Below are 24,675 nucleotides of genomic sequence, written 5' to 3'. Positions count from 1 at the left end.
ACATTAAACACCTTTACATGCGTCTGAATATACTATATGCTTTCTTACATGACTTTTAACACAGAAACAGGCATATGCTCAACAAAACAACTCAGGTCGCAAGGATTTACCGACTATCAGATTCGTCTTTTTTCCCAAAACGAAAGGCTCGTGTCCATCAGGCGCGGATGGTATGCCACCCCCTCAGCAATCCCTGAAGCTGTGAAGGCCGTGAAACTGGGTGGAACCATCGGGTGCGTATCCGCTTGTAAGGAATATGGTCTGTGGATTCCTCCCCAGGAGAAGAATAAACTCCATGTTTCGCTTCCCTCGAATGTCCCATTGCAAGTTACAAAAGAGTCAGTTTGCTTTCATCGCAGCAGCGAAAAACCGCACCCGTTTTTGCCACCTATCGGGGATTGCCTCCACCAGGTATTGAAGTATCACGACGGGGAAACCGGACTGATCCTGCTGGAATCAGCTTTCCACGAAGGCGCGCTTTGCGAGAATGACTGCTGGTATCTCATCAAACATGCTCCAGCCTCCAAGCGTCAAACCTTGAAATTCTTCACCCCTGGGGCAGAATCCGGAAGTGAAACCCGCGTGCGGTTGTTCTTTCAAAAACGAGGTGTGCCAGTAAAAATCCAGCATCGTATTTCAGGCATAGGACGCGTTGATATCCGCTTTGGTCAATCCGGAATTGTCGAGTGCGACAGCTTGGCCTTCCACGACAAAGAAACCAGCTATTACCAGGATCGTTGGCGCGATATCAGGACCCTGCATGAGGGCTATTTCACTGTTCGTTTGAGTTATCCTCAGATTTGGTATGAGTGGGATGAAACCAGAGAATACCTGTCTTCTCTGTTGAAACAGCGTCGTCACCGGAATCCTCCAAAACCGTGCGGAAGCACCCGTCCGAGAGCTCGGAGTCGCAAGTCTCGTCCGTAACTTGTGGGATTTCTGATATAAGTGGCAATAGTGGCAGCAACGCCCAAAATCGCACGAGTTACAGAGAATCCAACCGAACCATACCCCTGTCTTCACAGAAGACCCACCTAGAAGGCCCGCCCCAGATAGAATAGTTTTACCGAAACAAACCTCGCTCAAAGGAGAGTTAAATGGCTAAGTTAGACGGAAAAGTTGCCCTTATCACCGGCGCCGCTATGGGACTTGGGAAAGGTATCGCCGAGGCTTATGCGCGCCACGGAGCAAAACTCTGTCTCGTGGATTTATCTCCGAAAGTGGCCGAGACCGCATCCGAACTCGAGAAAGCCTTCCAGACCGAGGTCATAGGAATAGCTGCCGATGTCACCGACAAGTCTGCGATGCGCGAGGCGGTTGCCAAGACCGTAGCCACTTTCGGGAGGCTCGATGTGGTTTGCGCTAATGCCGGGGTCTGCCAGTTAGCGCCTTTTGAAGAGATGACTGACGAAATGCGAGATTTCCATATTGATGTCAACATCAAGGGCGTGTGGAACACCTGCCAGAGCGCTATCCCCCAGATGCTTTCCCAAGGCGGCGGGGCCATCGTCATCGCTTCTTCCGTGACTGGGGACTTGGTGGCGGATCCGGGCGAGGCCGCCTATGCCACAACCAAAGCAGCTTTGGTGGGGCTCACCAAGTGCCTTGCAGTGGAATACGCGAACCGCAATATTCGGGTGAACTGCTCCCAACTCGGGTATGCGCGCACGCCGATGGTGGAGAAGATGGCGACCGAATCCAATCCGGAAAATCCGGAGGCAGCGATTGACGACATCGCCCGTAACGTGCCCTTGGGACGCCTCGCGAAACCGATAGAGGTCGGGGAATTATTTGCGTTCCTGGGAAGTGACGAGTCCAGCTATATTACTGGCGCCCAGATTGTCATTGACGGCGCCGCAACACTGCCGGAAACCACCTCAATGGGAACCAACTAACCTTTTCCTGATGGGGTTTTACACGGTTCAAGCTGGATCATATCGCTGGGCCTTCTGGTCTTGGTAACGGCGGATGGTTACGTAACCAGTGCGATTTTGGACATTGCTGCCACTATTTCCACTCATGGCCAAAATCGCACTGATCCGCCGGGCGACTAGGCCCGCAAAGTGGCTCGACAGGTTTTCTCGACCTTGGCGATGATACGCCCGCGGATTTCCTTGATCTCCTTGGCTTCCAAGGTGTGATCCGCGGCCCGCAGGCGCAGCGCAAAGGCCAGCGATTTCTTGCCCTCGCCCAACTGCTCGCCTGCAAAGGTATCGAACAAGCGCACGTCTTCCAGGGTGGCTCCCGCCGCTTTCGCAATGGCGTTTTGCACCTTCAAAGCCGAAACGTCTGCGTCCACCACGAACGCGAGATCCTCCTTCGCGACCGGGAAAGTCGAAACAGGCCGCAACTGGAAAGCCTCCTTCGGGCGGGCCTTTTCAATCGCATCCAAATCAATCTCAAAGGCGCAGGTCCGCAAGGGCAGACCGAAAGCCTCACAAACCTTCGGGTTGAGTTCTCCGGCGTGCCCGAGAACTTTCCCGCCGGATTCTGCACCGACCCGAATCTGGGCGACGCGACCGGGATGGAAGGGCGCCACGGAGGCTCCGGGCTTGGCCGCGTTGGCGGCGGAGGGGGTGTCGACCGCCTCGGGACGCACCGCGAGCCCTTGGGACGCGGCGACCCGCAGCGCTAAGCCAATCGCATCGGCATAGTCCCAAGCTCGGGCGGGTTCTCCCGGAGCAGCCTCGAAAGCATTGCCGGCCAAAACTGCAGCGACATGCCAGGGCTGTCTTGGGACACCGGCACGAAGCGCCTTCATTTCCTCTTCACTCGGACGATCCTCCACACCGGGAATCGGCGCGGGCTCGACCCCGTGAGCCAGCGCCACCTGGTCCACCTCGAAAATCGCCACGCGCTCATTTCCGCGCGAGACATTTCGCGAAGCAGTGTCCAAGAGCGTGTCCAAAACGGAGGTTCGCAGCGCCGGCGCGTCATCGGCCAGCGGGTTCGCCAGCTTCACGGTCTCGCGCCTCGGGTCATCAAGCGGGAATCCCTGGCGATCGTGCTCCTCCCCCAGGAAAGGATAGGTCATGACTTCGGTAAGGCCAGCCTGCGCTAAAGTCTCGCTAACTTCGCGACGCGAACGCAGGTTTTCCGGCAGGCCTTCCGCCCCCGGCCCGACCGGAACGAGGGAAGGAATCTTGTCGAAACCGTCGAGCCTAGCGATTTCTTCAATCAAGTGCGCCGGACCGACCAGGTCAGGGCGCCAAGATGGCGGATTCACAGTGAACGTCTCGGTGGCATCATCGCGCGCGACATCGCACCCGATGGCTCGAAGCAGGTCTTCGCAACGTTCCACGCTGTAATCGACTCCGACAAGCCCACTTGGCTCGCCGTAACCCATCGTTACCACCGGCATCGGCGCGGTGTGGTTCACGTCGGTTACACCGGCATCAATCGTGCCGCCACCGTATTCCACCAGGAGCTCCGCGGCGTACTGGGCGGCCACAGGCGGGAGTTCAGGGTCAGTGCCACGTTCGAAACGCTTGGAGGCTTCGGTCGGCAATTTGTGGCGACGCGCCGAACGCGCCACAGAGACTGCATCAAAGTGCGCGGCCTCCAGCAACACATTAGAGGACCCGGCGGTCATTTCCGTGTCGGCTCCGCCCATCACGCCGGCGATACCAAGAACGCGCGCCCCGCGCCCGCCCTGACAGTCCGTAATGAGTAAATCCTCGGCGTCCAAGGTGCGCTCCACGTCATCAAGGGTCGTGTGTTTTTCCCCAGGCGCCGCGCGGCGCACCACAATCGGACCCTCCACTTTGTCAAGGTCATAGGCGTGCATCGGCTGGCCGAGGTCAAGCATGACATAGTTCGTCACGTCCACCGGCAGGGAAATCGAACGCATTCCGGCGCTCTCGAGGCGGGCCACCATCCAGTCGGGGGTCTTCGCACCCGGGTCGAAGCCGCGCACCACGCGGGCCACAAAACGGTCGCAACCGACCCGCCCGCGAATCGGGGCGTCATCTTCGATTTCGACCTTGAAGCCGTCATCGTTCGCGGCGGGTGCTTTGCCCTCCGCGAGGTTCGCAGCAAGCCCCCAGTCGGTGAACTTCGTGCCGGTGGAGTGGGAGTATTCGCGCCCCACCCCGCGCATAGAGAAGCAGTAACCGCGATCGGGAGTGATATTGATTTCCAGCAGCTCCTTGTTGAGTCCCAAAACCGGAAGCAGGTCGCTCCCAACCGGCGGTACCTCAATCCCGCGCTCTCCCAGATAATCCTCCAAAACAATGATTCCGGAGTGGTCTTCTCCCAGTCCGAGTTCTCGGGCAGAGCAAATCATGCCGTCGGAAATATGCCCGTAGGTCTTACGGGTAGCAATCTTGAAGTCTCCGGGCAAAACCGCGCCGGGAAGCGAAACCACCACGTGGTCGCCGACCTTAAAGTTATGTGCGCCACAGATAATCGAGCGGGAGGCAACGTCGGAGGGCTCTTTCCCCTCCCCTGGGACATCATTGAACTCGCCGACATTCACGCGGCAGTAGTTCACGGTCTTGCCGTTCGAGGCAGTTTCCGGAGTCATCCGGACGACCTCGCCGCAAACCAAGGGCCCGGTCACACCGGAACTGTGAATCGTTTCTTCCTCGAGACCCACGCGAACGAGGTCTTTCGCCAACTGCGTCGCGCTCAATCCTGAAGGAACCTCACACCAGCGCCCCAGCCATTCAATCGATACAAAAGCCATTCTTAGCACCCCTTCCCAAAGACGCCGAACTGGTTCGAGAACCTCACGTCGCCTTCCACAATGTCGTGCATATCTTCAATCCCGTGACGGAGCATGAGCGTCCGCTCAATGCCCATTCCGAAAGCAAATCCTTGATAAACGTTCGGATCCACCCCGCAAGCGCGCAAAACGTTGGGGTTCACCATGCCGCAGCCGCCCCATTCGATCCAGCCCGGGCCACCTTTCTTTTGCGGGAACCACAGGTCAACTTCCGCGCTCGGCTCCGTAAAGGGGAAGAACGAAGGCCGGAAACGGGTTTTTGCCTCTTCCCCGAACATGGCCCGCGCGAGATGATCCAAAGTGCCTTTCAAGTGGGCCATTGTAAGCCCCTTATCGACCGCGAGCCCTTCGACCTGGTTGAAGACCGGCGAGTGGGTCGCATCGAGTTCATCAGCGCGGAAAACTTTCCCCGGGACTGCCACATAAATCGGCAGTTCGCGTGTGGTCAAAACGCGGGCTTGCACCGGCGAAGTGTGAGTCCGCAGAACCAGGTTCGCCGGATTCTCTGCCGAGCCCCCAACCGAGGCGGAGTCAATGTAAAGCGTGTCTTGCATCTGGCGCGCTGGATGGTCGGTGTCAAAGTTCAAGGCATCGAAGTTGAACCATTCGTGTTCCACCTGGGGGCCTTGAGCAATGTCCCAGCCCATCGAGACGAAAAAGTTCTCGATCTCTTCTTCAATAACCATCAAGGGGTGGCGCGCCCCGAGGGGTTGACGGGCGGGAATCGCGGTCACATCGACTCGTTCGGCGACCAACCGCGCCTCTCCTGCCGCGGCTTGAAGCTCCGCAGTTTTTTCGTCCAAAGCCGCGCGAACCCGACCTTGGGCAGCCCCGAGATTCTTCCCGGCGGTCGCCTTGTCGGCGGGGTCAAGGTTCTTGATCTCGTGTTTTGCCAGAGTTAGCGGCGCCTTATCGCCGTTATACCTCGTCCGGGCGGCTTTCAGTTCTTCGGTATCCGCCGCTGCCGCAATCGCCGCCAAAGCCGCGGCGACCTCCGTTTCCAAGCCTTCCGCGTCCAGCGGACTCAACACGTTTTCGCTCATTCTTCCCTCTTTTTCCTGGTTCTTTCCCAAAGGCAAATACCTTTAAACCTTAGTCGAAAAAAGGGCTTTGCCGAAATGCGACCTCGCTCGGTAATCACCGGTTTTCTATGCCGCGGAAAAGCCAACCTAGGCATCATCGCGGGAAAACGCGCAGTGCATGTTCAGGGAAGCCTCGAAAAGTACCTTGTCGAGGAGGTCATCGGTCTCCCGCTTCAGCATCGCGGCGATTTCCTCGTTTGCGGCCTCGAGGAGCGCTTGTACCTTTGGGTTTTCCACAAGAGCCACGACGTTTTCTGCCTCGCTTGTCGCGCTGGCCTTTGTTGAATCCCCTGAATCCGGTGAGTTCGCAGAACCCGCGGAACCCGCGGTAAGAAGCTCCCACACCGCCCGATCGGTCTTGGCCACCACCGCCAGGGCCTTCGCCACAGTGGCCTGCTGGTAGCGCTCAACGTGGGCAATCGCTTGGTGAAAATGCGCATCCACCAGCGCGGCGATGATTCGGTTTTCCCAATAATGCGACTCGGTCGTGACCCGTGGCGTCGTCCCCCCAAGGTATTCCGGAACCGCGCGCACATTGGCATAAAACGGCACGGCCGTGTTGAAAGGCATCGCCCCAAACGCAATCCAGTTGAGTCCACACGCCGCTTCAGGTACGCCCGGGCGCAGCTCCAGGAAGGCATCAAAGTTCGTGCGGTTGATACCGATCGGGCGGTAGATTCCGCGCTTGTCCGCCCCGCCGGTCATGGCCTGTTCGGGGCGCGCATAGGGGTCAAAAGGCAAGCCCTGGTAGTGGTAGGACTCGGCGTATTTCACGTCTTCCATCGTGATTTTGCGCTCCGGCTCCCGGCACCACGGCAGGTCATCGGAGTCGGGGCGAAGATAGGCCTCCGGCCCGTCCCAGTCAGCGCCGGGGTTGAAGAATCTTTGCAAGGCCCAGACGCGTGGGGTGTTGTAGGTGTGATCCGAGTCGGTTCGGGAACCGAAAGCCAGGCGCGGATTGATGACTGCAGACTCGGGAGTCTGGGAAGGATTGAAGGAGTTACTAACCGAGAAGCCCAGAACCGGATTTCCTTCGAGTTCGACCGGTATCGGTTCGGGATCTCGCTCGCGAGACAGTTCATAAAGGCCAAGGTCAAGGTGATTTTCCGCCACAAACTCGCGCAGGTCAGCCGAACACATATACTCGCGGGCCTCCCCGAAAGCATCCTCGAAGTCGAAGTAATCCAGCGAAAACTGGTTCGCGATGACGGCATAGCAGTCATCGGGCAAGCGCCGCGCCAACCAGTGATGTCCCCCGACTGTTTCGAGCCACCACACCTCGTCGCGGTCGGCGAAACCGATTCCGTTCATCTCGTAGGTGCCGTATGTTTCGAGGAGTTCACCAAGGCGTGTGACCCCTTCGCGGGCGCAGTGAATATAGGGCAGGACCAGGACCACCATGTCTTCCTCGCCAATCCCACCGGGGATTTCGGGTTTGTAATCGGGGTCTCCAGGCTTGCTGACGGCCTCCTGGAGCTCCACCAAGGGGTCAGCGGCCAAGACCCGCTCGTTGGTTGTCAAAGTCTCGGTCGCGGTCATGGAAACCAGCGCGGAGTTTATCCCCGCACCCGCCCAGAGCCCTTTCTTGCCGTCCACATCGGGGAAGCGCGTGTAGCGAAGGCCGCCCGCTGGCAGGGGCACCTCGACATGGGAAAGCACCGAACGATAGGTCGAAGGCGAGTCATTTGGCGGGATGACCTCGAATTTCTTGGCCGAAAACGAGCCGTGACCCGAATCGTCCGTCCGCGCCATAATCGTCGCTCCGTTAGCGCTCGCGTTTTTCCCCACAATAATCGTGGTGCATCCCATGAATTTTCCCCTTAATTCTTGACCCTCTAATCTGAGGTAACTCCATCAATTGACCTTTCCCATCTTAGACTCGCACCTCATCCAAGGCATAGGATTAGAGGGGTATTCACTAAGGAGACACTTATGACTGAAAGCGAAATTGGCCCCAAAGCGGGAAAACCCTTCCGAATTCAACACGTAGCCCAATATTTCGAGGCCGGTCGTCCTTTGACGATGTTGACGGCATACGACGCGATGACCGCGCGGATTATTGACGAGGCCGGAATCGACATGATTCTCGTGGGTGATTCTTACGGGACGACGATGCTCGGTATGGAGTCCACTATCGGGGTAGACCTTGATGACATGGTTCGCGCCACCGCGGCCGTGGCTCGCGGGGCTAAGCGTGCCCTGATTGTCGCCGACTTGCCGCTTGGAACGTATGAGTCCTCCCCTGCCCAGGCAGTTGATTCCGCCGTCGCCTTGGTTCGGGCCGGTGCGGCAGCCGTTAAACTCGAGGGTGGGAGGCGGATTTTCCCGCAGGTCAAAGCCATTGTGGACGCGGGCATAAACGTCATGGGTCACCTCGGTTTCACTCCCCAATCCGAAAACCAGCTCGGCGGCAAAAGGTTGCAGGGTCGCGGGGACGCTGCGGCAGCGCTGCTTGCGGATGCGGAAGCTCTGCAAGAGGCCGGCGTTTTTTCGGTCGTCTTCGAGATGGTTCCGGCCTCCACGACTGCCGCGGCCACGAAGAGGCTCGAGATTCCGATTATCGGTATCGGGGCTGGTCCAGATGCTGCTGGACAGGTTCTCGTGTGGGCTGACATGGCGGGGATGCAGGATTGGAAGCCGTCATTTGCCCACCAGTTTGGGGCGGTTGGCGCCGAGCTGGCTCGCGCCGCCGCGGCTTATCGTGACGCGGTCGTAAGCCGGTCCTTCCCCGCCCCCGAAAACTACCACCAAGACTGAAACGATGGGGGCGTGGGACGATGAAGCACGCCCCCATCGTCCCACGCGGTAACATAAACAAGAGGTGACTAAGAGTGTTACATAAGAAAACGAAGTTTGATGAACTGGCAAGGCGCGCCCCGCTCGGGAACCTGAAGCCGGGGCGGATTTCGGCGACGCTGCCGGTTCCGGCGCAAATCCCCCGCCCGGAATATATGTTCCATGACGGCCCCGAACGCGTCACGGCTTCGGATGTAAAAAGCCCGGAGACGATTGAAAAAATCCGCGCCGCCGGTCGGATCGCGGCCGATGCCATTGTGGAAGCCGGCAAAATTATCGCCCCGGGGGTCACGACCGACGCCATCGACCGCGTGGCCCATGAATATATCTGTGACCACGGTGCTTACCCGTCGTGTCTCGGATATATGGGATTCCGTAAATCGATTTGCACATCGGTAAACGAGTGCATCTGCCACGGGATTCCTGACGATCGCCCCCTTGAGGAAGGCGACATTATTAACCTCGACATCACCGCCTATAAAGACGGGGTTCACGGCGACACCTGCGCGATGTTTCCGGTCGGCGAGATTGACGAGGAGTCGCGCTTGCTTTGCGAGCGCACTGAAGAGGCCATGATGCGCGCCATCAAGGTCTGTAAGCCGGGACGTTCCATAAATGTTATCGGGCGGGTCATCGAGTCTTATGCGGAGCGATTTGAATACGGGGTGGTTCGCGATTTCACCGGTCACGGCGTAGGCGAGGCCTTCCACTCGGGTTTGATTATCCCTCACTACGACTCGCCGCGTTACGACACGGTGATGGAAGAGAACATGGTTTTCACGATTGAACCCATGCTGACCTTGGGAACCATCGCCTGGGAGCAATGGTCGGACGGTTGGACGGTCGTGACGAAAGACCGCGGGAGAACCGCCCAGTTCGAGCACACGATTGTCGTGACCGAACACGGCGGGGAAATTCTCACCTGGCCCTCCAACCACGCATAGCCGCGCAATTTGGGCAAACGCCGACTATCCCATAGAGTTGTATGGCAATCTTTTCCGGCTTTTTGAAAGGGTGGCAAGTGGCTACGGGATTTGGCATTGATATTGGCGGTTCGGGAATCAAAGGTGCATATGTTGACCTGGAAACCGGTGATTTTGTCGGCGAGCGGCTTCGAATAAAAACCCCCAAGCCTTCCACTCCCGATGAGGTTGCGGAAATCTGCCAAGAAATTATCGAAGCCAAAGAAGTCCCCGCCGAAATGCCCGTGGGTGTAACAATCCCGGGGCCGGTAAAAGACGATGTCGTGAGTTTCATTGCGAACCTTGACCAGGCTTGGGCCGGAGTTGACGCACGCGTCTTGATGCGCAAATACACCGGCCACATCGCCAAATGCGTCAATGACGCGGATGCGGCCGGCTATGCGGAGGTACACTTCGGAGCCGCCAAAGATGTTCCCGGTTTGGTGATTGTCACCACACTTGGAACCGGCATCGGAACCGCGCTCATCTACAACGGCGTTCTCGTCCCCAACTGCGAGTTGGGTCACGTGGAACTTGACGGACACGATGCGGAATCTCGCGCGTCTTCCGGCGTGAAATCGAAGGAAAAACTCTCTTACAAGAAGTGGGCCAAGCGCTTGCAGAAGTACTACTCCCACCTGGAGATGCTCTTTAGCCCCGATCTGTTCGTGGTAGGGGGTGGGGTCTCTAAGGATCACGCAAAGTTCTTGCCGCTTCTGGATTTGAAGACTCCGATTATTCCTGCCCAGCTTCTAAACCAGGCCGGAATTGTGGGCGCGGCGGCTCTCGCCGCGGGGGTTTAATCCCCAAAATTCAGTCCTTGGGTCTTTTCTGGAAACGCATCACGTTGAAAATAACCATTGCTGCCAGACCTAAATTCACAAAAACTATGCCCCAGCGAGTGCTCGTTAAATCCTGTCCCGCGGCGATAACTCCGTGAAGTGAAAACCCGACTCCCAGCAGGCAGAAAACCAATGCCAAAATCCCGAAGCCTTTTCAACAAGGGTGTAATTTTTGAATTCCTTAAACATCTTCGTCTACTTTCTCTCACCATTGATTTTTGGCGGAAAAGCCGGACATAAGCCGGATTCTGTAATCATCCCCGTTACCGAAGGATGACCGGCGACCATTTCTCTCGGGTGCGCGTTACCGCGAACCTCTAGCAGCCTACCCGCAGGCTTTGGACGGGCCGCCCAGCCTGCTGCTTGGCCTTGCTCCGGGTGGGGTTTACCGTGCCGCTCCTGTCACCAGTCGCGCGGTGAGCTCTTACCTCGCCTTTTCACCCTTACCCGCTTGTCCCAGCGCAAAGCTAGGCCGACGGGCGGTTTGTTTTCTGTGGCACTGTCCCGCGGGTCACCCCGGGTGGCCGTTAGCCATCACCCTGCCCTGTGGAGTCCGGACTTTCCTCGGGGCTCGATAACGACGCGCCCGCGATCGCCTGTCCGGCTTTTCCGTCCCACTATTGTAAACCCTAACGTCGCACGATAATCACGTTGTGGTCTTCGCTGACCAAAACCTCGTCGGGCGGAGCCGTTTCGATCCGCGAAATCTCCGCTACCGAAAACTCGAGTTGCACCCCGACAGAGCGGGCTCCATTGACTTCCACCACTCCGATGCCGCTTGACCTGCGGCAAGCCTCATACTCATCCACCAAATCGGCGGGGATTTCTTCGGCAAGCGCCTTCCGCGAGGCCTTTGCTGAATCCAAATCTTCTTGGATCTTACCTGACTCACTCTGGGCTTCCGCGTGAACATCTTTCAGCTCCTCTTCGAGGGTCTCCTGCCTATTCTCGAGCTCGTTTAGATGCCCCGTGGCCCGCTCCACCGCATCCATCGCATCCAGAGCCGCGTCTTCGAGGTCACCTTGGCGGGTGGCGAGTTGGCCGAGTTCCTCCTGGATCTTCTCCATCTCCTTGGGGCTGATTCCGCCCCCATCAAGGCGCTCACGTTGGGTTTTCGCCCGTTCTTGAACCTTGCTAACTTCCGCTTCGGCCTGTTTGAGCGCGCGACTCAAGTCGTTTTTAGACGACTTCGCCACCGCAATCTCCGTTTGGAGTTCCTCACGCGCGACGGTCAGTTCCTTTTCGCGCTCCCCCGCAGGCAAAGTCGCCAACTCGTGTTTCAATCCGGCAATCTTTTTGTCAAGAACTTGCAGGTCAAGAAGTTTTACTTGGTCCTCAGGCGCAGCTTTCATGGTTCCTCCGTCTAATCAATTTCTACAGTTCAACATTATCTGATGTGAGGGTGGGAATATAGGCATCCCACGGCTCAGACACGACCTTGCTGATGCGGGTCTCGAGCGCCACCCCGCGCTCCCCCGCCCACAGTTCCAAGGCTGCGGCCAGACGCGGGAGCCACACCCATTCACTCGCCCAGTGCGAGGGCACGATTAGCGCCGGCGCGCCGTCTTCCTCCAAGAAGTCCAGGGCCGGATGATGGCGCAGGTCAGCGGTAACAAAGACGTCGGCTTTCGCGGCGCGAGCGGCCTCCAAGAGGGACTGGCCGGAGCCCCCGGAAACCGCCACCACCTTTGCCTCACGCTCCGGATCTCCCGCGACCAAGAGCCCCGCGGGACTTTCCGGCAGTAGCTCCGCCAGCCGGTTCGCGAGCGCTTCGACGGTCGTCGACTCGGGCAACTCTCCCACGCGCCCGATTCCCAACTCGGGGTGAGCGGAGTTCGGCTCCAAGGGCCGCCACGTCTTCGGATCCAACCCCGCAGCTTCGGCCAGCGTCTCCGCTACCCCGCCAGTCGCCGCATCCGCATTGGTGTGGGCATTAAACAGCGCGGCGTGGGCGCGAATGAGCCGGTGAACCACCCGCCCTTTGGCGGTGTCGGCGGAAACGAAGGATGTCCCGCGCAGGAACAGCGGATGGTGAGTAATAACGAGATCCGCTCCCCAGTCAAGAGCCTCGTTCACAACCGGTTCGGTCGGATCGACAGCGAGGAGTATACGGGTGACCGGGTCGCTCCTATCCCCGCAAATCAGCCCGACACGGTCCCATTCTTCTTGAAGTTCCGGAGGGAAATGCTCATCCATCCATGCGGCGACCTCGCCGACGGTCAATGCTTCACTGGTCATGATTCAATCCTAGCAAGCCCATCGCGTTCCCGAATTATTTTGAATCGGAGCCAAATAATGTCGGTTTTTACTATGCTCATCTCATACCAAAAAAGAGGACACACAATGAGACCAGAGAATCTTGAACTTATTACCGAGCTGCGCCACGCTTTGCACGCCCATCCCGAGCTCTCGGGCCAGGAAGTTGAAACGCGCCGGCGCCTGCAAGACTTCATCAAGCAGCACACGGATTTCCAGGTTCACGATGAAGGATCCTGGTTTTGGGTTGAGGTTCCGCCCCGAGGCCGCGCCGCAATCCCCGAAAGCGCAGCCAGCTCGTCGCATCAAACCGACGCTCCCGCGATTGCCTTCCGCGCTGATATGGACGCCTTGCCGATTCTGGAAACTCTCGACCTCCCCCATTGTTCCCAAAACCGCGGGGTGTCCCACAAATGCGGCCACGACGGACACAGCGCAGCTCTGGCCGGCCTCGCGCTGGAACTGCAAGCCCGCCCGCCCGAGCGTGAAGTGATTCTCATTTTTCAACACGCCGAAGAGATTGGGGCCGGCGGTTTTCCAGCCTCGCGGCTGCTGGAGAGAAAACCGATAGCGGCAGTCTATGCTTTCCATAACTGGAGCGGGATTCCCCGCGGCTGCGTGGCCACGCGAGTAGGAGTCTCCCAGTGCGCTTCCCTCGGGCTCACGGTTCGGATGCGGGGGGTAACTGCCCACGCCAGCCAGCCTGAGGACGGACGCAACCCCGCCATTGCCCTGAGCAAATTGGCTCTCTTTAGCGAAGAACTAGCGGGGGTTCAACATCTGGGCCACACGAATCCTCATTTCAAAGACCTGGCCCTGTCTACCATCGTGAACCTCGAAGCGGGAGCGAAAGATTTCGGAATTTCTGCTTCGGCCGGAGAGCTCAGCCTGACCTTGCGGGCGCGAGAGGAAGCAGACCTCGAAAAACTCAAAGATCTGATTCTGGAGACCGCGGAACAACTCGCTAACGAGGGTGGTTTCCAACTCACTTCCGCCCTGCATGACGTGTTTCCGGAAACGCGGAACTCCCCCGAGAGCGTCGCCGTAGTGGAACGGTCCGCGGGTCGAGCCGGACTGCCTCTGGTTCAACTCGAGGTACCCTACCGCGCTTCGGAAGATTTTGGCCACTATTTGAAGCTCACCAAGGGGGCCATGGTCTATATCGGAAACGGCGAGGATTATCCGCCAATCCACACCGATAAATTTGACTTCGTAGACTCGAATCTCGAGGTGGCAGTGAATCTGTGGCTGGCAATCTTGGCCGAATCCAACTGAGGCTTCCTACTAGCCCCGAAAAACCCACGAGACCTCTAGGACTGGGCCTCGACGCTCGGTCGGCAAGCGATAGAGAGCACGTGGGTCAAGAAACGCGAGACTTTCTCGATAACGTTTTCGGGAAAATCCAGCCCCTCCGAAACCGTCTCATACGCCAACCCGTCAACCAGCGCAATCACCACATCGGTCGGACAATGAAAATCGGCGGAATCGAGAATTTCGCGGACATACTTGTCAAAGTAGACCCGCCCCTCCCGATTCTTCTCAGCAATCTTGTCGTATTCGGCCATGGTGAGACCCTGGATGAGATAGCTTCTAATGTCCTGTTTATTCGGCAAAATCGCCCGCACGAGGAACTGCGGCAACTGACGTTTCCGCTCTTCGGGGCTCAAGGCGAGCACCTCATCGCGGACTTTCCTGGCGCGATCCACCCAGACTTCCACGTTGTATTTCATGGACTCGGTGAGGAGTTCTTCGCGGGTGGGGAAATGATATTGCACCGTCGAATGTGGGAGGTCGGTTTGTCGCGCCACCGCCCGATAGGACAGTGAACTCGGCGAGGAGTGCCGCAGCATCTTGGCGGCTGCCTCCAAAATTCGAGTCTCTACACTGGTCTCTTCTCTCGGCGAGTTACCCTCGACCGGCTCTGGGGACATGGTTTTTCCGTATCTTTATTTGTTTTGCACGTTCGGTAAATTTTCTATTTTTTCAAGCAGTTGAGTCACTTCCGCGGATTCACTCTCGAGCGGATTCAGCAAGTCAATCTGGGGGGTGGGCGGCTGATCCAAACGGACGTAGGCCCACCCGATAGAGGCTCTCCTACCGGCTAAGTCGCACGCTTCGACCACTTTTCCGCGCAAAGCAGCGCGGGTATTGGCAGGAGGAACTGTCTTAGCGAGGCTTATTGTACTCCCATCCACCATTGACTTCACATTCCCCGAGGTCAAGAGCCTCTCCCGCAGCCCGTATTGCTTCGATAGATCGTGGAAAACCAAATCAGCTCGCCGCGCTCTCGCCCCGCCAAAATCAGTCTCACCAGCGGCAACGTGGGAAATTAGCTGGTATTTCAAAGACCAGTCGAGTTCACTACTGACCGCGGCAAGATTCCCCTCGGACAAAGCCGCCAGGCCGCGCTCAGCCACGTCTCTCAAGCCGAATTCGTCGTCATCTGCGGGGAACAAATCCAGACTCTGACGCATTAGCTCCGGACAACTTACCTCAACCGCGGCCTCCCCGCGCTGCCCTCGCATCCGCGCGTTCGGCTCGTAGTTCCAGGTTTTCACGGCCGCAACCGGATCGTCGAGGACGATAAAGTCCCCCGCGGCCGAGCCTTCCAGGAGGCTCAAAAACCGGTCGGCAAGGAAAGTCCGCAACGCCACTGTCACCGGCAACATTGCCGAGTCAGCGCAGGTCACGTGCAGGCGCCGCCAAAGTGAGGCGTCCGCGTGGGGTTCCTCTTTCGTGTTGATGAAGGCCTTGTGGTGGGTGGGGTCAGCAGAGGCCGTCTCGGTAATGTAGCGCGCCCGCGCGCTGAAACAGTATCTGCCGTCCTCGTCGATGCAGCCACTTCCGCAAAGGATTTGCCGAGCCGCGAGGAACGACACGAAAGACGGAATCGAAATCGGGGTGTTCGCCCCGTATTGATAGTTTTCGTGGCAGCCAAAACTGTTTCCCCACGAGTCGGCATTCGTTTTCAGGGCGTGAATTCTCATGCCGCGGTTCAACAACTTGGCGTTGGCGATATCGACTAAATCTTGAATAATCGCGTCCCCAGCCAAGTCTTGGGCCACGACGTCTTCGAGGTCTAGGCACTCGGGACCAGCATATTCGGGGTGTGCCCCGATGTCGATATAGAGTCTCGCCCCGTTGGAGAGAAATCCGTGGGGAACCCGCACGGCTCGCTCCGTGCTGGCAAAAATCTTTTTCACCGCCTCCTCGACGCTAAGCGGCGGTTCCTCCGCGTGAGCCTCTGAGCGATTCCCCGCGCGCGCCTCTGAGCGCGACTCTGAGCGCGCCTCTGAACGAGCCTCCGGAGAGCCGGAATCGGAAGAGATGTAGACGCTGGTGACACCGTATTCAGTTTCGAGGCCGCAAACCCTGCCAAGACGTGTCATTGTCCGCCTTGCTGTTTGAAGTTTTGGACAAAACTCAAGGCGTTGACGTTCAAGATGTCCTCGATGTCTTCGATTAACGCATCAAGTTTGTCTTCGGAAATCTTGTTCTGTGGCGCGAGTTCGACTTCTTCGACGGATTCGTTCTCGCGCTTGGAGTGGCTTTCTTGAATCTGTTTCGCCATCATTTCCCTTTCTCAAATTGCTCTTTAAAACTCTCGGAGGCATAGTAGCCCTCATCCCAGGAGTAATATTTCAAGTCTGCGGGCAATTCTACTCCCAAGACTTCTAGGACTTCCGCAACGAGTTTCCCCTGGTCTTCGCTTTCGGGCCCGAGTTTTTTCTCGCAAATCTCGATGGCTTTCTGGACCTCTAAGCGGGTGGGATGGTGGGGGTCGGGGAACTGGACGCGAACCAACTGCCGCTTCCCGATATCGACCAAAATCGCCATCCAGGACGCGGCCCAGAGTTGGTCGGGGAAACGTCGCAATAGTTCGGCCCGCCCTCCGGCGCGGGTTTCTGGGGGCGCCTCAAAGGAGGCCTTACGGATTTCCTCTCGGGAATACAGTGGCTCGAAACCGCCTTTTTCCAGCGCTCGAGCCAAGGAGAGCCCTTCGTCAATCATGGAAAATCTGAGATTCAACAAGGACAGTCTGGGGTCGTCCCAGTCGCAGCCAAGCTGAGTTCGCTTACGATCTAACAAAGCGAGTTTCGCACACCACTCCACCAAAGCGGTGGCTTCTTGCCAGCCTCTTGCGAGCGAGGTCAAGACCCGTTCCCAATTCTCGATGACCCACTTGGTTTCGCGGTCCGCTTGTTGATATCCTCCCGAGCCCTCCTCGAAACCGACGTCGCGAATAAACTCCAGGTACCCTTGCTGAATCTCCAGTCCGGTAGCCGCTCCCCCGCGCTTTAAGGGACAGGACTGGCGCAAGGTGACATCTCGCGAAAACGCCTGGATCGCTGACACCGGATCTTGGAGCGCCCACCTGTCGGCAAGTTCGCGGGCCCGCTCGGGGAAGGACTCCGCCAAACTCAGCAATAGCGCGGCCGTGCCGGTCCGCAAAGCGGCCGAATAGGGGAACATCGAGGAATCTGCGGTGATGACGTGGAACCGTCGGTAGCGGCGGCTCGCGTGGGGCTCGTCGCGGGTGTTCACGATGGGTCGTTCCCGCGTTGTCATGAGGGAAACTTCGGTTTCAATAAAGTCCGCGCGCTGGAAAATCTGGAATCCTGGGGTTTCGCTGTTGGGCCCGAGCCCGAGACGACCCGTGCCGCAAAATATCGGGCGAGACACCAAGAACGGCATAAAGAGATCCACGAGGAGCTGCCACTCGACGCGGCGCTCCACGAGATAGTTTTCGTGCGCGCCCCAGGCCGAGCCGCGCTCATCGGTGTTGTTCTTCAAGATGAGAGCCCGCGCTCCGGCCTCACTATCCGACGTGCTTTCCCGCAGCGCCGCGGCCGCCCGCGTCATGATTTCGTCTCCGGCACGGTCGTAGAGGGCGGCCTGGAGGGGTCCGAGACATTCCGGCGCGGAATATTCGGGGTGTCCGTGGTCAACATAGAGTCTCGCCCCGTTGGGCGCAATCGTGGAGTTTCCGCGGTAGTAGTGCTGTCCGAAGGCATCAACTTTCGTCACCCAGCGGGTTTTAACGCCGGTCAAGACGGCACCGAGTTCCTCGTTGGTTCGCGCCTCGGGGGGCAAATCGCGGTGTGCTTTTCCTTCGGCGTCGAGTTCGGGGTGTTCTCCGGAATAGTCGAAACGGGTGCCGGCTCCGGGGAGCATCCGCCAAGAGACTGCCGCGCCTGCCGGATCGGGGACGTGGTTGGTGACCGGCACCCCGGAGGTTTTCGCTTCGGCCAGAGCCCAGGTGCGAAGCAGGCGCTGGGCGAGGGCTTCGGCCTGCTGGGCGACTTCCGTTTCCGTGGGGGCGTTCGAAGGAGCCTTCGCGGGAACCGACGTCCCCGCCCCCGAAGCCGCGGGCTCGCGCGCCGAACCGGAAGCCGCCGCGCCGCCCGCGGGGAAGTCGCTCAAGGCGTATTCAGTTTCTATCGACATGATGCGTTTCACGCTCAGCATGTGTCTCCTCCTTCGCGCGTTTTGCCGCAGCGGTCTTAGTCCTGTTGAATCGGGGTGATGTCCACAATGGGGTCGAGGCGTTTAGAACGTCCCACGATTCTCGCCCATTCTTCGGGGTCGGAAACCCCGGGGAGGTCTTGGTGGGCGGCAGTTTCATCCCGAATTGCGGCTAGCAGGTGTTCCAGACGAATCCCGGGCTCGCCGCGAAGCGCTTGTTGAACCGCACGCGCTTTCGCCTTTTCGACAATGGAAGCCAACATCGCCCCCGAGACCAAATCGGAGAGATACCAGGTTTCCTCCTTGCCGGATTTTCGCGTCACCCGAAGGATTGCCGTGGCGGCGTCGCGGGTGAAGACCTTGTCGATGACCTCGTCGCGCAAGGCGGCGGGCTCCACCTCGGACGCATAGGGCAAATCCTCACGGAGATACTTCCCGAGAATCTCGGCGCAGGCAGCCTTGTTGGGTCGCGGGATACGAATATGCATATCGAGGCGCCCGGGCCGGACAATCGCCGGATCGATGAGGTCTTCGCGGTTGGAAGCGCCGACTATAACCACGTTACGCAGCTCTTCGACCCCATCAATCTCCGCAAGCAGTTGCGGGACGACGGTCGTCTCAACATCGCTCGATACTCCCGTGCCACGAGTCCGAAACAGAGCCTCCATCTCATCGAAGAACACGATGACCGGTACCCCGTTCGCAGACTTTTCGCGGGCGCGGGAAAACACGGCACGCACACGCCGCTCGGTTTCGCCCACGTACTTGTCCAGCAGCTCAGGACCTTTGATATTGAGGAAGTGGGCTTTCTTGCCAAGCATCTCGCTTAGTGAGGTGGCGATGGCTTTGGCAATCATAGTTTTCCCAACACCCGGCGGGCCGTAGAGCAAGATGCCCTTGGGGGGTCGCAACTGATAGCTTTCGTAAAGCTCGGGGTGGGTCATCGGCAGTTCAATGGTTTCCCGAATGAGCGTTAACACGGATTCGAGTCCGCCAATCTGATCCCAGTTCACGCCCGGATTGTCATCAAGTTCCAGCCCCTCAATCTCAGGTCGCGCCAGATATTCCTGAGCAAGCCCGGAGTGCAGATCCACCAGCAACGTGTCGCCGGGGCGTATCCGAGTGCCGTGGAGCCGGTCGCTCAGCCGCAGCAAACGAACGCTATCGTTATTGACCGTGACGAGGACGCGGTCTGTATCCACGTGTTCCAAGACGACCGCGCTCACGCCGGTGTCGGCGGCGGTTTCTTTCCCGATACCAACCATTTTGTCGTTCAGTAACACAGTGTCCCCGAGTTGGAGCCTCCCCCACGTAATCGTGTCGCCGATGGTGACGCGAAAGCGCCGTCCCATGACGGAAACGTCCACGAGGCGCCGCGCCGGATCGACGAGCTTCACAACAGTCCCGTGAGTAAGGGGCGGCTCTTGCAACCGCTGAATCTCTTTGCGCAGATTCTTCAGCTCACTTTGGGCCTGTGTCAGCGCAGAAGACAGCAACGTATTCTGGTTTTCCAAGCGCCTCGACTCGCTAGTCTGCCCGCTCGGGTTTACCTGGCTATCCGACATAGTCACCTCCTAGAAAACCACGGTAACGAAAATCAAGAACTGTCTGGAGCTTATGCCAGTTCTTTATCTTTATGCTCCTTCGCGAAAATCATGCAGATGAACGCGAACGCCGAAACTCCCATTAGATAGTAGGCAGGAGCCAGCGAGTTGCCAGTTTGCGTCACTAACCAGGTGGATATAAATCCGACCGTTCCGCCAAAGACAGTATTGGCTAGGTTGAAAGAGATAGCAAAACCGCTGTAGCGTACTTCGGTGGGGAATGTTTCGGATAAGAACGATGCGAGGGTTCCATCATTTATAGTCAAGATGAATGCCATAAGTATCTCGATAACTAACATCAGTATAACCGAGCCTGTTCCTAGCAATATATAACATGGCAAACTGAAGATGATGAAACCGATAGAGGCGGAAATAAGCATTTTCTTCCGCCCGAAATAATCGGAAATCTTTCCTGACAAGAAAATAAACGAGATATAAACAAGCAATGTGATGCTAGTAATAATATCTGCGGTAGCTTTATCGAGTTCCACCACTGTTTCGGCGTAAACCGGCAAGTAAGTTAATACCATGTAAAACCCGACCGCGTTGAGGGATGATACCCCAAAGGAAATCAAGGTGATCCGGAAATACTTAGTAAAAATGAGCCGAACCGGCGATTGACGAGCTGCGTTCTTTCCTTCTAGTTTTTCCACCATTTCCAGATATGCTTCGGAATCATTAAGAGTAGACCACATCCGTAGTACAACCACACCAATGGGCAAAGCCAAGAGGAATGGAATTCTCCATCCCCAAGATTGAAGTGCATCTTCAGTTAGGGTCAAACTAAGAATAGTGGCGAGGAAAGATCCCACGAGCAGCCCGCATGCTGTAGAGGCCGGTACAATAGAGGTGTAGAGACCTCGCTTTTCTTTCGGGGCGTATTCGGCGATGAAAATCGCAGCTCCCGCGTACTCCCCTGCAGCCGAGAATCCCTGAATAAGCCGGAAAATTAGCAGAAGAATCGGGGCTGTAATTCCGATAGCCTCGTAGCTCGGCACTAAGCCGATACAGGCGGTTGCTCCAGTCATCAAGAGAACGGAAACTGACAACGACCATTTGCGGCCTTTTCTGTCCCCCATTTCACCCCAGAAAAATGCTCCGATGGGACGCGCTACAAAAGACAGTGCGAAAACCGCGTAGGTACTCATGAGTTTTACCGCGGGATCACCGTCAGGAAAAAAGACGATTGCAATAATTGTGGCCAGGTAGGCATAAGAACCGTAGTCCATCCATTCCGCAAAGTTAGCAAAAAAAGATGATACCAATACTTTCTTGACTACAAGATCTTGTTCTTCTTGTTCAGATGATTGATTCGTGGTATCCATTTCAGTCCCCTTTAGGGTAAAAAAAGGGGAGACCAACACACGTTAGTCTCCCCCGCGAATAGCTACTCTGTTACCAGAGCCTTTTCTTCTTGTTGAGTTGATGCCTTAGTGGCGTTGGCCTTAAGCTTCCTACTTTGCAGGAACATACTGAGGCTGGGATATGCTCCGCCACCGACAACAAGGATGATTCCCAGAATCGTGTTGATGGTTAACGCCTCCGAGTAGACCACAAGACCTACGAACAGAGCGACTGGAACTTCCCAGTAGGCGATAATCCCATAGTCAGGAGCAGGAAGATTACGACCGGCAACGAGGAGGAATCCCAGCGCAATCGGGCCGCAAACAATCCAGAGCAGCACTGCACCCACCCAGTTGAACGGCGTTAGGTGCAGGTCCAGAGCCCATCCTTCAACTCCACCAACAGTGCCGACGAAGTTCAGGGCGAGGGTCAGAGAACCAGACGCTACTGTTGCGGCGATAAAGTTCCACACACCGCGGGCTACAGTATCGGCGTCTTTACGGTACCCGTTGAAGAACATAGAGGAACCGTAGAAGAATCCGGACAGCAAACCAGCCAGGTTTCCGATACCCGCAAGGGGGAAGTCAGGCGTGGACGTGGACAAGTTGAAATCAAAGAAGAAACCGCCCTCTTTGAATCCCATAAGTCCATTACCGAAAAGCATTCCCGCGAACACGATAACCAGGCAGACATAGTGAATGACTGTCATCGGTTCTTTTCGGAAGATTCTCGCCAGGATAATACAGACCACCGGACCGATATATATCAGCAGAATAGCGTTAGCAACGGAGGTAAGAAGTGTGGCTGTCACGTAGCAACCAAGTGACAAGCCAATCATCACGCCGCCCATAATGATGGCCGGTGAGACTTTTAGTTCGCGCCAGACTTTTACTTTTTTCAGCAAAAATAACAGGCAAACGAAAAATATGATTCCCATCCCCATGCGTCCGGTTGCCATCAAAGCACCGATACTATTACCTGCATTTAGTCCTTTGGAACCATCGAACATATCTGTGCGTGTTGCCCAACGGCTAAATAGCGGGACGAGACCCATGCCAGTAGCCGAAATAAGCATTGCTATGGCACCCACTTTTGTGTTCATCACATACTGATTTCCAGCACTCATACCACTATCTCCTTCTTTGCAAAGTGGTTAATTGAAATTAGCCGTTTTGGGTACAGTTCACCTTTGATACTGATACGACGGCTACTGAAGTGGGGGCGGTTATCATAAGGCATTTACGATAACCGCCCCCAACAACAGTAATCTGCTGGTGCAGCTATTGCACCGGTGACGCTTTAGACCAGCGTCGGGTCGTCAACCTGGTTCGGGAAGTAATCCTCGCAGGTGCCTTCGCGGTAAACGTCCGCGGTGGAGCAGTGCAGGCCGCCGCCGAACGGGTAGGCGTCGCGGAACGGAACCGGGATGACGTTCATGCCCAGCTTGTCCATCTGCTCCAACTGGTTGGTTTCGGAAGCTTCCACGATAACCGTCTTGTGGTCGAGAACCAAGCAGTTCATGGACAACCAGACGGAGGAGTAGCACAGCGGCGGCGGGGTTTCGTGAGCCGGCTGAGCCGCATCGACAATCTGCCAATCGTTCGCTTCGAAGATCTTGCGCTGTTCTTCGGGGAGACGACGGTGCGGGTTGTTGATGATGAGGCCCGGGCGCAGCGGCACGAAGGTCGCGTCGATATGGATCGGGTAGGGGTCGCCGGGGAAGTTCACGGCGTGTACCCGCAAGTCGGGGTAGTAACGCTTGAACCACTCCATGGCCTTGCGGTTGGTGGTCAGACCGTGCTGAATGAACAGGTCCTTGCCCACACGCATGACGTCAGCGGCGTCCCACATGGGCTCGATTTCTGTCGTCACGAAGTCCTTGTTGGCGGTACGCTCCAAGCGCTCCTCCAGCGAAATCTTCTCATCGTAGTAGTTGTGCTTGTAGGACTTGTCGGTCAAGCGCGGGCGCGGAGCCTGGGTCCAGAGGAACTCCGGGTCTTCCTCGAAGTACTCGTTCATCAAGGGCCAGTAGGCAAGGTACTCGAAGTAACGGCAACGGAAAGAGTTCGCAGCCGAAATAATCTCATTGCCGATGGTGAGCAAGATGTCGCGAGGCGGCATACAGGTCATCATGGAGTCGTTGCGGAAATCCGGGGTCCCAATCGCTTGGTTCCACTGCAAAGGAGTCGGACGATCGACGATAACGCCGCGGTCTTCCAAGATCTTTGCCAGATTATCCAACTGAGCATTTGCCTTCTCGACGGTTTCCAGAGGACGCAACCCCCACATGCCGCGCATTTCGGAGTCGATCGGCACCTTCTCCGAAGTGGCCGGTTCCTCCGGAGGAATAACAGAGTTATCCGCACGTCCGACGATTACCCGCTTCAGCGGATCGAAATCGTTCCATGAGCTAACGATTTTCGCCATTTTTTCTCCTCATTCCTAGATGCGCATCTTTACGCATCCGTAGTTTTCCAATTCTTGATGCGATTCGCAGGGTTTGGAGGTGGTCCTCCGCGCCCCTTCTCACCCAACCTTGGGCAAACCGAGCCGAATCGCGTGCCCGGAGATTCAGTTAGCCGCGAAGTTTTCGCGGGTTGATGTCATCAGGCCCGCCGTAGTTGCCTCCGGGGGTGATGATGGTGCCGGCTTCGCCTTCGATAATCTTCATGGCATCAGCCAGTTGGCCGATTGCCGCGGCATCGCCGGTAAGTTCCACGAAACGGCAAGCCGCTTCGACTTTCGGCCCCATAGATCCGGCAGCGAAGCCTTTGGCGCGCATGAATCCGGGGGTCGCACGGTTGATTTCTTTTTGTTGATCCGTCCCGTAGTTGTCGAGCACTGCCGGCACGTCGGTGAGAATCATCAAAAAGTCTGCCTCGAGATGTTCGGCGAGAACTGCGGCGGTAAGATCCTTGTCGATAACCGCCTCCACGCCCTGGAGCTTGCCGCTCGAGTTGCGGATGACGGGAATACCGCCGCCGCCAGCACAAACCACAACCGCTCCGACTTCGAGCATCCGGCGAATCAAGCGGGTTTCAATAATCCGCTGCGGGCGGGGCGAACCCACGACCCGACGCCAGTACTGGCCGTCTTCCTTCATGACCCAGCCGCGCTCGGCCGCGAAGCTATCGGCTTCTTCCTTGCTGTAAACCTGGCCGACAAACTTTGTCGGGTTGTCGAAGGCCGGATCTCCCGCAAGAACGAGAGTCTGGTTCACAAGCGCGGAGACGTGGCGTCCCGGGAGGTTGTTTTGCAAAGACTGCAACAGCCAGTATCCAATCATGCCTTGAGTCTGGGCCCCGAGAGTATCAAACGGATAGGGCTCGGTGAGGTTCTCGTCATTGGCGGATTGCAACGCCAACACCCCGACCTGGGGGCCGTTACCGTGAGTAATCACGATTTCATGCTCATCGGCCAGAGGCGCTAACTGTTTCACCGCGAGTTCAACGTTATCCCGCTGGGTTTTCGCGTCGGGTTTTTCGCCGCGGCGTAACAGGGCGTTTCCACCTAGTGCAATAACGATACGCATGTTTACTTCTCTCCCAAGGTCGCAACCATCACAGCCTTAATGGTGTGCATCCGGTTCTCGGCCTG

General features: G+C 57.2%; 20 protein-coding genes and 1 other RNA gene. 6 read left to right on the top strand and 15 right to left on the bottom strand.

Going from position 1 to position 24,675, the window contains the following annotated elements:
- Nucleotides 1–48 precede the first annotated feature (48 nt).
- A complete protein-coding gene (locus FYJ63_RS07655; protein ID WP_229770065.1) occupies nucleotides 49–927 on the top strand; it encodes a hypothetical protein in 879 nt (292 codons plus the stop codon).
- Between the two features lie 170 nt (nucleotides 928–1,097).
- Entirely contained in the window at nucleotides 1,098–1,895 is a 798-nt protein-coding gene (gene ucpA / locus FYJ63_RS07650) for an SDR family oxidoreductase UcpA (protein ID WP_154545414.1), read from the top strand.
- A 155-nt stretch (nucleotides 1,896–2,050) separates the two neighbouring features.
- On the opposite strand, the gene pheT is transcribed toward ucpA, so the two are convergent.
- The 3 genes from pheT to FYJ63_RS07635 form a co-directional block, all read right to left on the bottom strand.
- Entirely contained in the window at nucleotides 2,051–4,687 is a 2,637-nt protein-coding gene (pheT, locus tag FYJ63_RS07645; RefSeq protein WP_154545412.1) for a phenylalanine--tRNA ligase subunit beta, read from the bottom strand.
- 2 nt (nucleotides 4,688–4,689) lie between these two features.
- Nucleotides 4,690–5,769, bottom strand: coding sequence for a phenylalanine--tRNA ligase subunit alpha (gene pheS / locus FYJ63_RS07640; RefSeq protein WP_154545410.1), 1,080 nt, complete (start codon nucleotides 5,767–5,769; stop codon nucleotides 4,690–4,692).
- A 126-nt stretch (nucleotides 5,770–5,895) separates the two neighbouring features.
- Nucleotides 5,896–7,617 carry a C69 family dipeptidase gene (locus tag FYJ63_RS07635; protein ID WP_154545408.1) on the bottom strand — a complete coding sequence of 574 codons (1,722 nt, stop codon included), beginning with the start codon at nucleotides 7,615–7,617 and terminating at the stop codon, nucleotides 5,896–5,898.
- A gap of 123 nt (nucleotides 7,618–7,740) precedes the next feature.
- Between FYJ63_RS07635 and panB the strand changes: the two genes are divergently transcribed.
- The 3 genes from panB (at nucleotide 7,741) to ppgK (ending at nucleotide 10,369) form a co-directional block, all read left to right on the top strand.
- Nucleotides 7,741–8,565, top strand: a complete 825-nt coding sequence (gene panB, locus FYJ63_RS07630; RefSeq protein ID WP_154545406.1) for a 3-methyl-2-oxobutanoate hydroxymethyltransferase — start codon at nucleotides 7,741–7,743, stop codon at nucleotides 8,563–8,565.
- 74 nt (nucleotides 8,566–8,639) lie between these two features.
- Nucleotides 8,640–9,548, top strand: a complete 909-nt coding sequence (gene map / locus FYJ63_RS07625; RefSeq protein ID WP_338106880.1) for a type I methionyl aminopeptidase — start codon at nucleotides 8,640–8,642, stop codon at nucleotides 9,546–9,548.
- Nucleotides 9,549–9,625: 77 nt separating this feature from the next.
- Entirely contained in the window at nucleotides 9,626–10,369 is a 744-nt protein-coding gene (gene ppgK / locus FYJ63_RS07620) for a polyphosphate--glucose phosphotransferase (protein ID WP_338106879.1), read from the top strand.
- Nucleotides 10,370–10,630: 261 nt separating this feature from the next.
- Here the strand turns inward: ppgK and rnpB are convergent.
- The 3 genes from rnpB to FYJ63_RS07605 all read right to left on the bottom strand — a co-directional run bounded on the left by rnpB (nucleotide 10,631) and on the right by FYJ63_RS07605 (nucleotide 12,646).
- Nucleotides 10,631–11,016, bottom strand: an RNA gene (gene rnpB, locus FYJ63_RS07615) — RNase P RNA component class A.
- 21 nt (nucleotides 11,017–11,037) lie between these two features.
- Entirely contained in the window at nucleotides 11,038–11,760 is a 723-nt protein-coding gene (locus FYJ63_RS07610; protein WP_154545402.1) for a zinc ribbon domain-containing protein, read from the bottom strand.
- Between the two features lie 22 nt (nucleotides 11,761–11,782).
- Nucleotides 11,783–12,646 (bottom strand): Nif3-like dinuclear metal center hexameric protein, encoded by an 864-nt coding sequence (locus tag FYJ63_RS07605; RefSeq protein WP_154545400.1) that lies wholly within the window; start codon nucleotides 12,644–12,646, stop codon nucleotides 11,783–11,785.
- A gap of 105 nt (nucleotides 12,647–12,751) precedes the next feature.
- Here FYJ63_RS07605 and FYJ63_RS07600 point away from each other — a divergent pair, with 105 nt between their 5' ends.
- A complete protein-coding gene (locus FYJ63_RS07600; RefSeq protein ID WP_154545390.1) occupies nucleotides 12,752–13,939 on the top strand; it encodes a M20 metallopeptidase family protein in 1,188 nt (395 codons plus the stop codon).
- Between the two features lie 35 nt (nucleotides 13,940–13,974).
- On the opposite strand, the gene FYJ63_RS07595 is transcribed toward FYJ63_RS07600, so the two are convergent.
- The 9 genes from FYJ63_RS07595 to arcC form a co-directional block, all read right to left on the bottom strand.
- Complete coding sequence (locus FYJ63_RS07595; RefSeq protein ID WP_154545388.1) at nucleotides 13,975–14,595, bottom strand: TetR/AcrR family transcriptional regulator; 621 nt, start codon at nucleotides 14,593–14,595, stop codon at nucleotides 13,975–13,977.
- A 15-nt stretch (nucleotides 14,596–14,610) separates the two neighbouring features.
- The gene (locus tag FYJ63_RS07590) at nucleotides 14,611–16,053 is read right to left on the bottom strand and encodes a proteasome accessory factor PafA2 family protein (protein WP_154545386.1); all 1,443 of its coding nucleotides are present in this window, start codon (nucleotides 16,051–16,053) and stop codon (nucleotides 14,611–14,613) included.
- On the bottom strand, nucleotides 16,050–16,238 hold the full coding sequence (locus tag FYJ63_RS07585) for a ubiquitin-like protein Pup (protein ID WP_229770064.1): 189 nt from the start codon (nucleotides 16,236–16,238) through the stop codon (nucleotides 16,050–16,052). The genes FYJ63_RS07590 and FYJ63_RS07585 overlap by 4 nt, the downstream gene beginning before the upstream one ends.
- Nucleotides 16,235–18,133 carry a proteasome accessory factor PafA2 family protein gene (locus FYJ63_RS07580; protein ID WP_154545384.1) on the bottom strand — a complete coding sequence of 633 codons (1,899 nt, stop codon included), beginning with the start codon at nucleotides 18,131–18,133 and terminating at the stop codon, nucleotides 16,235–16,237. Before FYJ63_RS07580 ends, FYJ63_RS07585 begins: the two co-directional genes overlap by 4 nt.
- A gap of 35 nt (nucleotides 18,134–18,168) precedes the next feature.
- Complete coding sequence (gene arc / locus FYJ63_RS07575) at nucleotides 18,169–19,695, bottom strand: proteasome ATPase (RefSeq protein WP_154545382.1); 1,527 nt, start codon at nucleotides 19,693–19,695, stop codon at nucleotides 18,169–18,171.
- Nucleotides 19,696–19,745: 50 nt separating this feature from the next.
- Complete coding sequence (locus FYJ63_RS07570) at nucleotides 19,746–21,059, bottom strand: MFS transporter (RefSeq protein WP_154545380.1); 1,314 nt, start codon at nucleotides 21,057–21,059, stop codon at nucleotides 19,746–19,748.
- Nucleotides 21,060–21,121: 62 nt separating this feature from the next.
- Nucleotides 21,122–22,180: a DMT family transporter gene (locus FYJ63_RS07565; RefSeq protein ID WP_229770063.1), complete on the bottom strand. Its 1,059-nt coding sequence runs from the start codon at nucleotides 22,178–22,180 to the stop codon at nucleotides 21,122–21,124.
- Nucleotides 22,181–22,377: 197 nt separating this feature from the next.
- Nucleotides 22,378–23,505: a serine/threonine protein kinase gene (locus tag FYJ63_RS07560; RefSeq protein ID WP_154545376.1), complete on the bottom strand. Its 1,128-nt coding sequence runs from the start codon at nucleotides 23,503–23,505 to the stop codon at nucleotides 22,378–22,380.
- Nucleotides 23,506–23,653: 148 nt separating this feature from the next.
- Nucleotides 23,654–24,610: a carbamate kinase gene (arcC, locus tag FYJ63_RS07555; protein WP_154545374.1), complete on the bottom strand. Its 957-nt coding sequence runs from the start codon at nucleotides 24,608–24,610 to the stop codon at nucleotides 23,654–23,656.
- Nucleotides 24,611–24,675: the final 65 nt, after the last annotated feature.

Origin of the sequence: Mobiluncus porci (assembly GCF_009695935.1) — a bacterium.
Lineage (GTDB): Bacteria > Actinomycetota > Actinomycetes > Actinomycetales > Actinomycetaceae > Mobiluncus > Mobiluncus porci.
Note: the sequence above shows the minus strand (reverse complement) of the source record. Positions and strands in the feature narration are given on the sequence as shown.